This window comes from Xenorhabdus ishibashii (assembly GCF_002632755.1).
In the GTDB taxonomy this organism is placed as follows: domain Bacteria; phylum Pseudomonadota; class Gammaproteobacteria; order Enterobacterales; family Enterobacteriaceae; genus Xenorhabdus; species Xenorhabdus ishibashii.
Map to the genome: position 1 here is coordinate 1674706 of NZ_NJAK01000001.1, position 14254 is coordinate 1688959.

The 14254-nt window shown below is 41.1% G+C and carries 11 protein-coding genes; 1 reads left to right on the forward strand and 10 read right to left on the reverse strand.

Annotated elements, in window-relative coordinates; genetic code table 11:
- Positions 1-12: 12 nt before the first annotated feature.
- The 9 genes from Xish_RS08020 to Xish_RS08060 form a co-directional block, all read right to left on the reverse strand.
- The gene (locus tag Xish_RS08020; RefSeq protein WP_099117416.1) at positions 13-777 is read right to left on the reverse strand and encodes a hypothetical protein; all 765 of its coding nucleotides are present in this window, start codon (positions 775-777) and stop codon (positions 13-15) included.
- Positions 767-2065: a beta-ketoacyl-[acyl-carrier-protein] synthase family protein gene (locus Xish_RS08025; protein ID WP_099117417.1), complete on the reverse strand. Its 1299-nt coding sequence runs from the start codon at positions 2063-2065 to the stop codon at positions 767-769. The genes Xish_RS08020 and Xish_RS08025 overlap by 11 nt, the downstream gene beginning before the upstream one ends.
- A complete protein-coding gene (locus Xish_RS08030) occupies positions 2065-3147 on the reverse strand; it encodes a hypothetical protein (protein ID WP_099117418.1) in 1083 nt (360 codons plus the stop codon). Before Xish_RS08030 ends, Xish_RS08025 begins: the two co-directional genes overlap by 1 nt.
- A 3-nt stretch (positions 3148-3150) precedes the next feature.
- Positions 3151-4413, reverse strand: coding sequence for a beta-ketoacyl synthase N-terminal-like domain-containing protein (locus Xish_RS08035; RefSeq protein WP_099117419.1), 1263 nt, complete (start codon positions 4411-4413; stop codon positions 3151-3153).
- 85 nt (positions 4414-4498) lie between these two features.
- On the reverse strand, positions 4499-4963 hold the full coding sequence (locus Xish_RS08040) for an acyl carrier protein (RefSeq protein WP_167383240.1): 465 nt from the start codon (positions 4961-4963) through the stop codon (positions 4499-4501).
- A gap of 300 nt (positions 4964-5263) precedes the next feature.
- The gene (locus Xish_RS08045; RefSeq protein WP_099117421.1) at positions 5264-6085 is read right to left on the reverse strand and encodes an energy transducer TonB; all 822 of its coding nucleotides are present in this window, start codon (positions 6083-6085) and stop codon (positions 5264-5266) included.
- Between the two features lie 20 nt (positions 6086-6105).
- The gene (locus Xish_RS08050; RefSeq protein WP_099117422.1) at positions 6106-9084 is read right to left on the reverse strand and encodes a TonB-dependent receptor domain-containing protein; all 2979 of its coding nucleotides are present in this window, start codon (positions 9082-9084) and stop codon (positions 6106-6108) included.
- A 17-nt stretch (positions 9085-9101) separates the two neighbouring features.
- A complete protein-coding gene (locus tag Xish_RS08055; protein WP_099117423.1) occupies positions 9102-10577 on the reverse strand; it encodes a surface lipoprotein assembly modifier in 1476 nt (491 codons plus the stop codon).
- 87 nt (positions 10578-10664) lie between these two features.
- Positions 10665-11408: a Slam-dependent surface lipoprotein gene (locus Xish_RS08060; RefSeq protein WP_244185958.1), complete on the reverse strand. Its 744-nt coding sequence runs from the start codon at positions 11406-11408 to the stop codon at positions 10665-10667.
- Positions 11409-11956: 548 nt separating this feature from the next.
- Between Xish_RS08060 and Xish_RS08065 the strand changes: the two genes are divergently transcribed.
- The gene (locus Xish_RS08065) at positions 11957-12721 is read left to right on the forward strand and encodes a transferase (protein ID WP_099117425.1); all 765 of its coding nucleotides are present in this window, start codon (positions 11957-11959) and stop codon (positions 12719-12721) included.
- Here Xish_RS08065 and Xish_RS08070 read toward each other — a convergent pair.
- Positions 12718-14223 carry a surface lipoprotein assembly modifier gene (locus Xish_RS08070; RefSeq protein WP_099117426.1) on the reverse strand — a complete coding sequence of 502 codons (1506 nt, stop codon included), beginning with the start codon at positions 14221-14223 and terminating at the stop codon, positions 12718-12720. The genes Xish_RS08065 and Xish_RS08070 overlap by 4 nt on opposite strands.
- Positions 14224-14254 lie beyond the last annotated feature (31 nt).

A 14254-nucleotide genomic window follows, 5' to 3' on the forward strand; every position in this document is an offset into this window, starting at 1 on the left:
TAAATCCTATTGTTAATTAACTGTTTCAACCTGCCTATGGGGCTTTATACGATCTGCTATATCCTTGATAAAAAAGAGAGTTTCAGCAGCATAATTTCTCTCACTATAATTCTGATAGAGATATGGAATATCAATGAGATGTGAGTTACCTTGCGGTGCCTGGTTTTCAACTCTTGTGAGAATGAAAGTGGCGCCAAACTCAATACTTCCACCCGAAAATTCAGATTGAATATCTTGAGTTATGCTCCCTATCCCGGAAGCAACCACTAAGGCGTAGTCAATCAAGTGATTATTCAGACACAACTCAGCTTCGCTAAATGCCGACAGTAAGCCTAAATTTCCACGCAAAAAAGCAGCGCAGTCACATTGCAAATTGAGTTCTTGGGAAAGGATGCCCAACAGGTTATTACTGAGTGATAGAGTGATTAAGAAAGGATTGACTCGTTCACATTCCCAGATAGTTTGATAAATATGCTTTGAATGGTGAGCCTTAGCTTGTTCATGTTCTGGTAATAATTCTGAAGGCAATGGATGAAGATAGCCATATTGCGTGGTATACAGGCCAAATTTTATTTTTGGATCACTGATATTCAAGCCAGAGGCAATTAAAGCCCTTCTGGTTGAAATAATGCCTTTCTTCGTTCCCGTAGAATAAAAGCGTCTGAGCTTTGCATTTTTAATTAGCTCATTGCCATCTTTTTCATCATTTAGACTATTAAATAGATGACAAGGGGTGGTTATATTATAATTAATCAGTTTTATTATCTTATTTTCCATCGTAATCCCCTATAACTAAGCAGGAATTGATTCCACCAAAACCAAATGAATTGGTTATCGCATTCTTCACCAGGAAAGGCCGCCCATAATTTGGGACATAGTCCAAATCACAAAGTGGATCGGCAATTTCAAGATTAATCGTAGGTGGAATGAATTTATGCTTTACAGTCAAAACCGTCGCCACGGCTTCAATGGCGCCTGCTGCCGCTATCCAATGGCCTAACATCGATTTGGTTGATGAAATTAAGGGAGGCTGAGAACCAAAAATACGCTTTATGACAGCGGATTCCTGGGCATCGTTCAAGGGTGTTGATGTACCGTGGGCATTGATATAGTCGATCTGATGCAAATGCAAACCACTATCCTTGATAGCTCGCCTAATGGCACTTTCTGCGCCAATCCCAGTAGGATGCGGCGCTGTCAATTTATAGGCATCTAAGGAAGCCCCATAGCCTTTAATCTCAGCATAAATTTTGGCTCCTCTGCGTAGCGCACTTTCTTCACTTTCAAGAACCAGAAATGCACCACCTTCACCCGCAACCAATCCACTACGATCTTTATCAAAGGGGCGACAAAGTCTATTACCCCACTTTTCTGTTGTGGCAGCCGCTCCCAATAATTTCAGCCCTATCAAGGTATGAAGATTGATAACTGAGTCAGCCCCACCCGCCAGCATGATGGACGTTTCGCCTCTTTTTATGGATTGACAAGCCAGCCCGATAGCATGGGTCGCTCCAGCACAAGCAGCATTCACGTTTACCGCAGGCCCCGATAAAGAAAATCGGCGTGCGATTTCTTTTACCATGCCATCGTTGCTGCATCTTATGCCGGAACAGAAACTCAAGTTATGACGTTGTTCGAACAAGGCTGCAATAGCTTGTTGTTCAGTGTCCTCGTCATGACGACTTTTGCGCCATAGATGTCTGTCATCCTCTGAGAGTTCGGTCACGCCACTACATCCATAAATGCCGATAGGCTGTTTATTCTTCTCCCAGCTCGGCATGAATAACCCCGCATCTTCCAGCGCTCTGGACGCTGAGATAATGCCCATAATGCCACGCTTATCCGTGATACCTGATGTCGGTAGAGAGGCTGAGTTTTCAGTGAGTAAAGTATTAAAATCAATCTGAGCGCCATATTTCACAGGCAGTACACCATTATCCTCAAATACGAGTGGCTTAACTGCTGATTCTCCATCACAGAGCTTTTTCCAAACAGTATCAAGACGGGTGCCGAAAGCACTCACGACCCCCATTCCTGTAACAACAACACGATGGTCAGATAGCATCACAATTCTCTCTTAGCCATTTTCATTCGAAGCAAAACAGCAATGCACTGTTTTTCCAGACCATGAACCAATATCAGTACCAAAGAGGAGGGTTGTTGAGAGATAAGATTCGAATGGACATTATCGACACTTAAGGTCTTTTGGTGCATTTCAATGGCCAGGTTGATAGCAATAAAAGAGGCGGCAGGCCCCGTATATCCGATGGCTTTATCAAGATTAAACTGTATGGCATCGGGAAAAATACCATGCGTCAACGAGATAGATTCATTATCAACTTTTCCAACGTGGATTATTTGCTGTGGTGATACATCTGATGTGCTGACTTGCGACAAGAAACAGGAATATTGCTTGCTGTTGTGAATTATCATGCGATTAACATAAGTTACCTCACTATCAGCATTTCGGCTATCTTCATGTAAGGTGATAAACGAGGCCGCTTCCGCTGGCAGCCACGGTGTATCACCGATTAAATGCTCATAAGCAAGGTAATACCATGTCGAGATTTTCTGGGCATTACCCCCACAAAGTGCAAACTGACAGCGTTTTTCTTTGAGACTGTAATAACCTTCCAGAAGAGCATGACCGCCTGCATCAACATGAGGAGAAAAGAAAGCATTATCGCCTATGATATCAAGATGTTGTGACAAATGGCTGGCTGTGGAAGTATTCAACAGTGTCAATCCCATCAATGGAGGCGTCTCCACTAATGCTCTGGAAACATAATCCTTATCATCTTTCGTATCAGATGCAATAAGATACGAATTATTATCAGCATCACTTGTGCCTAGCCCAATAAACAACCCGCGTTGTTCAGGAGGAAAGTATTCACCAATACTGTTTTCCCACGTTTTAATGCCGGTATAGAGCACCCACTGACTTTGCTCATGCGCTGTTCGTCGAATCATCTTATCCATAGAAGGCATGACAAAATCACCTTCTTTGATGAATCTCTCTCCTATAATATGTGGGAAACGCAGCGTATTGTCTGATAAGTCGGCTTCTTTTATATTTCCATGAATAATATCAGCCATATTTAGGCCATCAGGAAGCAAACTACTTCCTCTGGTTATATAAATTGCCATAACCTATCCCTCAGCTCGTTTTAAAATCAAACTACTATTCTCTCCACCAAAGCCAAAGGAATTACTGAGGATATGCTTGACCCGCAGAGCTTTTGCCGCCTTGTTTACATGAATTAAGCCATCAATTTTTCCCAATTCAGAAAAGTTAAGGCTGGGAAGAAGTTGATTATTATTCAGCGTTTCAATTGAAAGTATCGTTTCCAGTAGCCCACTCACCGCTAATGAATGCCCCATCGCTGATTTAGTAGAAATAACGGGTGGTTGATGAGGGAAAAGTGCATTAATCGCTTTACTTTCCGCAAGATCATTATTGACCGTTGAAGTGCCATGAGAACTGATGTGATCGATATCTTCAGGCAATAATTCAGCATCTTTCAGCGCTGAAGACATGCAGTTGAGGTAATATTTTCCCGATAAATCCGTTGATGTCATTTTATAACCTTCAGATTGTCGGGACATGCCTGCAATCTCAGCCAATATTTTTGCCTTTCTGGCAATAGCGTGAGCATAATTTTCAACCACCAGAAACGCAGAAGCATCCGCCAAAACGCAGCCTGCTCTGTCTTTATCAAATGCCCGTGAAGATTGATTTAATTCTGTAAATTTACCATCATAAAGCGCCCTGACTTTTTTGAATAAGATTTGCATAATAGGGTGAGTAGCTTCTTCAGAAGCACCCACCAGGGCTATATTGCGCCGACCACTTTTAATGGTGAGATATGCAGAATAGAGAGCGACCATACCTGCCGTACAAGCATCACTATAGACTCTTGGTTGCCCCGATAGATGAAAACGCTTAATCAATTCTTCAGCAATTTCATACGGGCGCATCAGCGCCCCAACATGTTCAATGTCAATATATTCTGAGGAAGATGTATTCTCATTGAAGTAATGAGTTAGCGTATCACCATCAATAAACATCTTATTGTTGGCAAAAAATAACTCACATTTATATTGTTTCAGTTTCTGATGGGTTAATCCTGCCATTTGCAAACTATTTTCGCCTGCACAATAAGCCATCAATAAAACACGATTATTGGAGGGTTGCTTCGTAACGTTGAATTGATTACGTAACTTATCTATATCTGTGGAAGTTAATTTAGCGCTTGGAATATTATTTATTCCATATTTTTTTAACAACGCGTCTTCACAGATAAGTGATCTTTCCTCCATCAATGAATTGAATAAATCACTTGGGCAATCATGATTTCTAACAATCAAACCATAACCGGTTACAGCAACTTTCTCTGTCGTTATACCAGCCATATTGACTTCCACCTTAGTAACAACATTATATTTACACTTAAATTTAAACAACTCAAATTAAACTATTAAGGTGAATAGAGTAATATTATGATTTAATTAAGATATCATGACAGTATTTTTTTATTTCGGTCAAAATAATATCATCTGCATTTTCAACATTTGATTCACAAATGGATTTGCATAATGAAGCCCAATTATGAACATTAGTTTCACCAAATAAATCACCCAGTGTATGGATAGATTCTAATTGTTCTGATGTATAATTATAACAACTAAAAGCTAGTAATCCCTTTCCTTCCTCAGTAAGAACATCTCCAATTAACAACTGATTGATAATGCTTTCAGAAACAGTATCCTGGACATGAGAAAAGAGGCTTTTTGTTGGCATGGTGATTTTAAATTTTTTTCCAAGATTAAATGAAAGATCAATGACATCCAAAGAGTCAGCGCCTAATTCATTAATTAATGAAGAATTTTCATTAATTTCACTTTTATCAACAAAAAGAATTGAAGAAACTTCTTCACATACAGCAGAAATATATTTTTCCATATAAATAGTCCCAAAAGAAAACAATAAGTAACACATTAACATGAACAACAACATGCGCAACAATAATAATGAAGCGCCAGTTATTTTTACCAATAAAAATGAATGAAGACTAGTGGGTGAAATAACAATATATTTAATAAAATAAATTACACATATAAAAAATAATAAAAATTAAAAAGTAATAACAGATTGTGAATGGTAAAAATATTTAGTTATTTATTCAATATAAAGAGTCTTTTTAGCACATTCCAAATGATTTGGAGTGGCTTGTTGGCTTAAGAGATTGAGAGGAGTTCATCATCATTTCAATTTAAAATCGATCTCAAGTGTTACCTCTGGATTCATATTTGCAGGCCTGAAACCAACAGATTTAGCGAGACTGAGGGTTTTCAGGGCTTCATTATCTATCGCACTGTTACCAGAGGATTGAACGATTCCGGCAGCAGTAATGGAACCGTCATTTTGCAGCATAAATTTGACGATGACCGAACCTTGTTGCTTCATTCTCTTTGCCTTGCGGGGATAACGTTTATGGCGTTCAATTTCTTGCCGCAGTCTTGCATAGTAATTGTCCACTTCGCTATTTCCTTGTCCCACCAAAGGTTGTGACGTCGCTGCGCGGCTCATACTGCCTTCTGAATTAGCCTGATCGCTACCGTGCGTTTCCTGCTCTGTCTGATTGTCTTTCTGTACCTGTGGTGATTGGGTGGTTTTCTTTTCTGCCATTTCTTGCGGTTTTTCTTTCTGCTGCTTTTGACGTTTCTTGGGTTTATCGGCTTCAGGCGGTTTGACTACCTTATTTTCAGGATGAATGGCTTTATCCAGCACGAGTTCCGGTTTTGTTGGTGATTCCGGTGCAGTCAAAAGTGGGGATGGCGGAGAAACAGGCTCCGGTTTATTTTCCCACGATGGGGCAGCAACCATCGTAATAGATAACCCCAGAGTAGAAGCGTTGTTGTTGATATGATGTGCCGTGTCATCATCATATGAAGCATGTCGTTTGAACAGCCATATTAAACTGGTATGCAATAAAATGGCGATTAGGATACCAACCAGCAATCTCCTTTTGGGAATTAATGGAAAACACGCGGCTGGATTATCTAATATGGCTGTATTGGTCATACTATCCTCTAATCAAATCTCTAAAACTCACTGGTCAAACTGAGTTTGAAGGTTCTGCCTGGTGCCGGAATCATCGAACGCGTCAGCGGATCGAGATAGTAGCGGTTAGTGAGGTTTGTGCCAGTTAACTCCATTGATATAGAGGGAGTGATTTGGTAGCTAATATAGGCATCAACCGTAAATACTGGATTCCAGCGCATTGGGTTATTGGATTGCCCCTTATAAATATCTGGCAAGTCATTCATCAGCCATTTTTCATCTTTGTTTTCTGCCTTGCTGTGATAGAGCATTCGGCTGCCTAGCTCCAGTTTTTCATCAAACAGGCGGCCGCCGACGCTCAGGTTAGCTGAGTATTTTGGCTGGATAGAGGTGCGTAAATAACCGCCAGGGAAACCACCATCAATACATTCAGGTATGCCATAACGATTTTGGGAATCCAGTCTCATGACAGAATTACTGTCACAGACCTTGTTTTTCATGTTGTAAACTAGCCCCATATCGGCAAAGAAACTGCCGTTGTCATAACGTGCCTGTAGTTCCAAACCAGCCAATTTCTGTTTCTCTAATTGGGAGAATTTATAGGTATTGTCCCTATCGAACACATTTTCAATGATGGTGTTGTAATAAGAGAGTTTGATATCCGCATGGCGTTCAGCTTTGACTAATTGGCTGAAATCGTAGACTAAGCCGACTTCCGCGGTTCTGGCGCGTTCAGGTTTGAATTTATGGCCTATTTGATTGGTTGTAGAGCCTGAAAAACCGACGGTATCTTCAAAAATGCTGGGCATTCTTACCGCTTCGGCGTAGCGGGTATAGATACGGAAATCGTCGGTGACATAGGCCGTCGCGGAGAAAGTAGGTGCCCAAGCGTGATCCTTACGTTTTGGCGCAGGTTCCCAAGGATCGCTAACAGCAGGACCTGGTACGCCATTTGCGTCAACTTTTTCGCCGTATTCATATTTATAGACTTCTTTGCCACTGATTGGGTCGATAACCCTTTCATTCATATCCAGTTGACCATTGAAATAGGGGTTACTATTTTTACTGAGCTTGCCATTGTTAGGATCGTAATTCCAAGTGAATTTTTCGCTAACCATTTTACGCGTTAGGCCATCACGTGAATTAATACGAGTTGTCTTAACCACAGAGTATTCAGTTTCGAGTTTATTCATAAACGCAAGCTTCTCTGCGGGACTCATTTTCAAGATATTATTTGATTTTATAAATTGTTTTCTTTTTCTCTCCATATTAGCTTCTGTTTCGGTCATTGTTCGCCAATAACTCATTTCATGGCCGATGGTTTCTCGTTGTTTCTGATAATGGCCATCCCTTTCGGCACGTCGTTCATTAAGCAAATCATCTTGAGACCAATAAGAAACGCGCTTGGCTCCAGCATTCAGCTCCAACCATGAAGCTGGCCGCCAGTTGAAGTTAAAGGCGAGATTGATTTCCTGGCGTTGTCCTTTCCGCGCCGGTGACTGGAAGAAATATAGATTAGTTGAATTATAATCATCGTTGGAATCGAGGCGTTCCCGTTGGAAATTCCCCATTAAAGTCAGCTCTAAACTAGGGTGTAGGGTAAATTTATTGGAAAGATCGACACCCCAACGATTGTTTTGAGAATGGGTGATAGCGGTATTGATCAATGTGCCATCAATATTGGCGTTTCTGCCCTCAAGGCCATCTTCCCAACGCCAGTCTCTATCGGTGGGAGTGCGTGGATATCCTCCGGCGGTGTTGGTATTGCTGGTGGTGCGAGTTGTCCATAAGTTCATGTCGAAGTCGACATAGGGATTATTCTCAGGCTGCCACTTATAGGTCAGGTTGGCAGCTTTCTGATGAACTTTCGCTAATGGCCATTGAGGAACTTTATTTTTTTCGGGTGTAACCCAGCCCAAGCGTGAAGGCATAATATCACCAAATTCCATATGGGTATTGCGAAACCCTAATTGTAGAGCCTGATCTTCGGTGAAATGCCAGGTATTTTTAATTAATACAGAACGCATTTCATTGGAAGTATTGGGAACTTCATTGCCGGGGCGATAGATACGAGCAGCAAAAGGCAGATATGGGTCCAGTGTTGTCTGGACATTTTTCATGAGTTCCCTGTCATTTTCCGTAATGGGTTCATCATAGCGATGGGCGCCACCTTTTCCGGCAAAATAGTTACCCTGACGACGGTATGCATAGGCCAGCATTAGGTCAAAATACTCCTGCCGTGTTCCTAATGCGAAACGGAAGGCATTATCTTTGAAGCCAAACAGTTTATTGTCTTTCGATGAATGAGGCGTAATTTGTAACGCCGGATCGGTTTCAACCTTATTTTGGATAAAGTCAGGAATATCTCGGTAGTCTTGCCCCAATGATAGGGATGGTGTGCGCTCTCTCACTGAGTTGCTACTGGTTTCCAGTTTAGTATTGATGCCAAAAGTTTCCCCTTTTGGCACTACATCATCAATGCCTAGGGTTTTTATAGATACGGCACCACCGACGGAACCTTTGATTCTGCGATTCAGAGACGGGCCTTTTTCAATTTCAATACTACTGATTAGGTTTGGATCGATGTAATTGCGGTTATTGGCACCATTGTAACCGCGTCCTACGGTAATGGATTGTTCTGTACCATCAATGGTGACAGGAATGCGTCCTTGCCCCTGAACACCACGGATATTGATATCTAAAGCGCCACTATTACGGGCATCACCGCTATATACACCTACGGCACCTTTAATTAAATCGGCGGGAGAAGCTCCTTTGTAGCGTTCTATCTGTTTTTTGCCGATATAAATATTGGAAATATCTTTGTCATAGACTGCGTTATAACCCTCTTCATCTTTAGCGCTGTTATCCGTGACACGAATCTTGCCCAGATCTGTCTTGCTGTTTGAGGTTGTGACCGTCGCTTCGGATTCAGCAACCAGAGGCGGTGCAGCCAGTGACAATGCCAGTGACAATGCAATAGTGATGGGGGTGAGCTGTGTTTTAACTCGGTATGCCATTGATGCCTCCATTTTGGTTAAAAATATTTTTCCAACCTGATTAGCACTTCATTTTTGTTATAGCTGTACAGCCAATCCACATTGCTGCGGTTGTGTCGATGGCGGAAAGTGAAAGAAGGTGTCATACCCCCTATTTCAGCGGCTGGGACTCTGATAACAGCGGTATATATTTGCTCATTTTCTCGCCGCTTAACTTCAAATATCGGGTTATAAGCATCAAAGCGGCGGGTTCTTAGCGTGGCAAACAGAGAGCCATTAATACCGGTATAAATCTGTCCGGCTATCCCTGCCCGAAAGCCCCATTGTTGATAACTATCAGTAGGATGCAGGTCGTTATTCCGATATACCCAATCGCCACCGCCAAACAGAACAAATTCTTTGCTGATAGCATGGGATAGGGTGAGGTAGGAGGAGGTTAGTGCACCATTTTTCCAACGGTAAGTTTGCCTATGTCGCAGTTGTTTATGTTCAAGTTCAACATTAAGGGCTGTTTGCTTGGTTAATGCCCATCTCCATTCTGTTTTGGCACCTATAGAGTGAGAGAAGGTATAACCAGCACGTTGTTTATATTCATATAGAGTACCGAAGGAGGCATCGTGGTTACTACTTTTATAGTTGTATCCTCCGACTAGCAGAAACGTATTCTCATTTTCATCATGGTAATCACGATAGTTTTCACCATAAATCAGGCCGCGACCAAAAATACCGTGATGACCGGAAAGTTGGTAACGTCGGCTTAAAGTCGCATCATAAGACATGCCCCACGCTTTGATGGCTTTTGGTATATGGCGTTCTTTATGGCAGCCACCGTTAGGATTAGGGATTAGACAAGTTGGGGGAGACTGAGAAGACATATTCACATTATCGTTATAGGCATAACCGACCGAGAAAGAGCCACGCCAGCCATTTCTCAGTGCTATTGCTTTTAGATAACTGTCGATATTTTTCACAACCGTTTCAGGTAATTCGTTTTGTTTGCTTAATCCAGTAAACAGTTGTTCAGATTCCCTATTTTTATGATCTTCAAAATAGACACGAGCCAGTTCTAATTTAATACGTGTGAAATCCGGTTGTTGATTCAGAATTTGTTGATAATGATAGGCGGCGAGATCCAAATTTCCTTCAAGACGTGCCAGCCCACCCTGAGCAAAATTGACCAACATTACATCATGTTCTGGCAATTTTTGATAAGCCGAGAGAAAACGTCTGACATCTGACCATTGTCTATGGTTAATAGCCAGGAATAGCGCTTGGCCGATATCATTAATATTGTTTTCTACCTGAAACGTTTGCCCATTAATGACAATCAATGAAGCATTATTTTCAACAAAAATAGGATCTGGTGTAATCAGGTTGGTTTCATTTTCCTGTTGATTATGCTGTGCTTCTTGCCAGATTTTCCGTGAGGTATCTTCATCGGCATGAACGGGTAGGGAGAGGCATAGAGCCATAAGTGCCGTTGATAATATTGGAGTAATTCTATTTTCAGACATTGGAAAACCAGATCACAAAGCTCAATTATTAGAAATAAAAACAGCGAACAGCGCCAAAAACAGCACTGTTCTCTGAAAGATTAATGATTACTGTTTAGAACCACCAAAAGCAGTATCTTTGGATCTGTCATCTTCAAATGTGGTGTATCCAGCCAGACTGGATGCACTGTCGCCAAAGAAGTGACCATTGGTTGTTCCAACCAAATCATCAGTTATGGCTATACCTTCGAATTTAGCATCAGCACCAATATTGGCACTAATATCTATTGTCATTGCGGTATTTTCCATGGAACCAACCAGAGTTTGCTCACCAAAGTCAGCGGTAAATGTACCGGACAAGGCATTATCACCGCTGTACTGGTTAATACCTTGCACCACATAGGTTGCTGTACCATCGGTTGGCATATTGGTAGTGATATCTTTGCCTGCATAGTAAACAGTATGGGTATTATCACCAGCTTGACCGGTCTGAGACCATTCACCGAAATAAACATCTGCATTGGCAACTTTGCTGAAATTGAATACCCCCATACCACCATGAGAGCCTGGTGCACCTGCTCTTGAGATGTTATGAATCCCATTACTGTCCGCTGGTGCCATGCGAGTCAAGCCAGAAAAACCGATGAGTTTTCCTCCACCGATGGAACTGATCCCAATACCAGGATTGCCACTCGCACCACCGTGTGAATTTGAACCCGTTTCGGTTGCACCAACCTTAATATATGCTGATGAGCTTATTTGACTCTGCCCAAAACCGACTTCTGCCTGAGCCTGTGCCATAAATCCCAATGTGCCTAAAGCAGCGATTAATACGTTCAACTTTTTCATCATTATCCTCGTTTGGAATGGGGGATCCCTCGTTACCCAATCTTAAAAACGGCCTGATTCTATCGCGCGAGAAAAACGTACACCGTTCAAATGATAATGTAAATGATAATTATTATTATTTGTTTCACTAATAATAAGGTTTATTAGTCAATGTATTTTTTATTTTATTGATTTTTATTTTATTTTTTATTTTGAGAGGGATTTGAACTATCTGATTTTTTATTGAAAATGTGAGATTGGTAGATTTTATTTATTGAAGTTATTTTTTTATTAACAAATTAATTAGCATTAAAAAAGTTTCTAATGAAATTAAATTAATAGAATTATATAACAATTTACATAATTAAGAATAATTAATAAGTATGCCTTGTATGGATAAATATTCATGTCCTGTTGTGGAAAACGATTCGTTATGATGAAATTTGCGAGTAAAGAACCATTTTATCCATATATTTATTTTCTGCACTGAGGAAGCCGCCATTGAAAAAATAAGGGGTATAGCAGTTTTCATATATCTATCTGGCTGAAAAAAGCCTAATTGGAGATGTATTATGGAAGCAAAAATTATTATTCAATCTGCTGAAGAAAGGACAGATCTTGGTGATAGGGTAGAGGCGCTTATTGATAACAATTGGCCTCTATTTATGAATTATGATGCAGTCGCTGAACAACATTGGCACAAATTATATGAACCTGGCTTTAGTCACTTCCAAAAATTTGCCATTCTGCAACAGGGGAAAGAAGAGCGTCTTATTGGCCTACTGAGCTCAATTCCTTTTCCCTGGGAAAATCATTCATTAGACCAATTGCCTGATGAAGGCTGGGATGCTGTATTTGACGCTGGGGGGAAAGCTAAGGGAAAAGTGCAAGCCAATATGGTGTCTGCCCTGAGTGTGACGGTTGATCCTGCGTTCCGCGGGCAAAATATTCCGGCTTTATTGATCAACAGTTTGAAACAAACTGCCCGATATGAAGGGTTGCAGGGGCTGGTTGTTCCCGTCAGGCCGAGTTTGAAAAGCCAATATCCCCTGCAAGATTTTATCGAATATTGTGGTTGGAAAAATGATAAAGGCGAACCGTTTGATCCGTGGATCCGCACGCATTATCGTTTAGGAGCCAAAATCATCAAGCCTGCTCTTCGCTCCATGGATATTTACGGCACAGTAGAACAGTGGCAGGCGTGGACCGGCATGAAGTTTCCGCAAAGCGGGGAATACATCATTCCAGGTGGTCTGGTGCCATTGGTGGTGGATGCGGAAAAGCAAATGGCTTACTACATTGAACCTAATTTGTGGATGTATCACGGCCTTGATTAAAAATATTTCTCTAGCTGTATCTGTACTTCGTTTTTATCGTAATTGTATAACCAGTTCACACTACTGCGATTGTGTCGATGGTGGAAAGTTAAAGATGGTGTCATACCCAATATCTTAGCGGCAGGAAATTTAATGGCGGCAGTATAGATTTGTTCATTATCCTGGCGTCTGGCACCCAATAATTGGTTGTAAGCGCCGAAGCGTTGTTTTCTCAGTGTGACAAGCAGCGAGCCATTAATGTGGGGGTAGATTTGTCCAGCTACTCCCGCACTTATTCCCCATTGTTGATAGCGATCCGCTGGTTGTTCATTATTTCGATAGTTCCAATTACCACCGCCAAACAGAACTAATTTATCATTGATGGCATGCGATAGGCTGAAATAGAATGAGGAAAGTTCGCCGTCTTTCCAACTGTAAAACGGCTGATAACTCAATTTCTTATGTCCAAGTTCAACATTAAGGGCGGTTTGTTCGGTGATATCCCACTGCCATTCTATTTTGGCACCGATGGCATGGTATTCGGTACTCCCTGCACGCTGTTGATATTCAAATAGGGGGCCAAAGGAGAAATCATGGCTCCTGTTTCTATAGTTGTAGCCACTGATCAGCAGAAACATATTTTCATTTTCGTCGTGATAATTGGGATAATTTTCACCATAAACCAGACCTCGGCCAAAAATGCCGTGATGACCGACAAGCTGGTAATGTCGGCTTAAGGTAGCGCTGTAAGTCCCACCCCATGCTTTGATAGGTTTTGGCACGCCACGTTCAATTACGCACTTTCCCTCTTTGAAATATTGGCAGATTGGTTCCTGATTTGGAGACATATTTATATTATCGTCATAGGTATAGCCAAATGAGAATGAACCGCTCCAATCATTTCTTGAGGTTATTGCAGCCAGATAAAGGTCAATATTATTCAAAACCATTTCTGGTAACTGATATTGTTTACCGACTTCTTTAAATAACTGCGCAGATTCTTGGTTTTTGTGATCTTCAAAATAAATACGAGCCAGTTCCAGTTTAATGCGGGTAAAATTCGGTTTTTGACGTAGGATCTTTTGATAATAAGAGGTAGCAAGCGCTAAATTCCCTTTAAAATGTGCTAGTCCGCCTTGAGCAAAATCGCTGAGTAACGGATCGTGTTCAGGAATTTTTTGATAAATCGGCAAAAGACGTTTGACGTCTTGCCATTGCTGATGATTAATAGCAAAGTACAGAGCTTGACTGATGTCCTTAAGATTATTTTCAACTTTAAGTTCTTGTCCATGAGTCACGGTTAATGAGAAGCGATCTTTTATAGAAACGGAATTTAGAACTTTATTTTTCTGTTTAACTTTATTTTTCTGTTTATTGTGTTGTTGATTATATCGTGCTTCTTGCCAAATCTTGTGGTTAATATCTTCATTGGCGCAAACTGCTGGAGACAGGAATGAGATCAGCAGTACTATAAGTAATATTGGAAATATTTCCTTTTCAGTCACTTTTTTTTGATCAGACATAGTAAAACCCGATTCATAAGGCCCATATTTA

What these genes read in the sequence shown, in the direction of transcription:
- Xish_RS08050 (WP_099117422.1), bottom strand. Translation starts at nt 9,084, where the DNA reads ATGGCATACCGAGTTAAAACACAGCTCACCCCCATCACTATTGCATTG.
- Xish_RS08030 (WP_099117418.1), bottom strand. Translation starts at nt 3,147, where the DNA reads ATGGCAATTTATATAACCAGAGGAAGTAGTTTGCTTCCTGATGGCCTA.
- Xish_RS08040 (WP_167383240.1), bottom strand. Translation starts at nt 4,963, where the DNA reads ATGGAAAAATATATTTCTGCTGTATGTGAAGAAGTTTCTTCAATTCTT.
- Xish_RS08060 (WP_244185958.1), bottom strand. Translation starts at nt 11,408, where the DNA reads ATGATGAAAAAGTTGAACGTATTAATCGCTGCTTTAGGCACATTGGGA.
- Xish_RS08025 (WP_099117417.1), bottom strand. Translation starts at nt 2,065, where the DNA reads ATGCTATCTGACCATCGTGTTGTTGTTACAGGAATGGGGGTCGTGAGT.
- Xish_RS08045 (WP_099117421.1), bottom strand. Translation starts at nt 6,085, where the DNA reads ATGACCAATACAGCCATATTAGATAATCCAGCCGCGTGTTTTCCATTA.
- Xish_RS08070 (WP_099117426.1), bottom strand. Translation starts at nt 14,223, where the DNA reads ATGTCTGATCAAAAAAAAGTGACTGAAAAGGAAATATTTCCAATATTA.
- Xish_RS08065 (WP_099117425.1), top strand. Translation starts at nt 11,957, where the DNA reads ATGGAAGCAAAAATTATTATTCAATCTGCTGAAGAAAGGACAGATCTT.
- Xish_RS08035 (WP_099117419.1), bottom strand. Translation starts at nt 4,413, where the DNA reads ATGGCTGGTATAACGACAGAGAAAGTTGCTGTAACCGGTTATGGTTTG.
- Xish_RS08055 (WP_099117423.1), bottom strand. Translation starts at nt 10,577, where the DNA reads ATGTCTGAAAATAGAATTACTCCAATATTATCAACGGCACTTATGGCT.
- Xish_RS08020 (WP_099117416.1), bottom strand. Translation starts at nt 777, where the DNA reads ATGGAAAATAAGATAATAAAACTGATTAATTATAATATAACCACCCCT.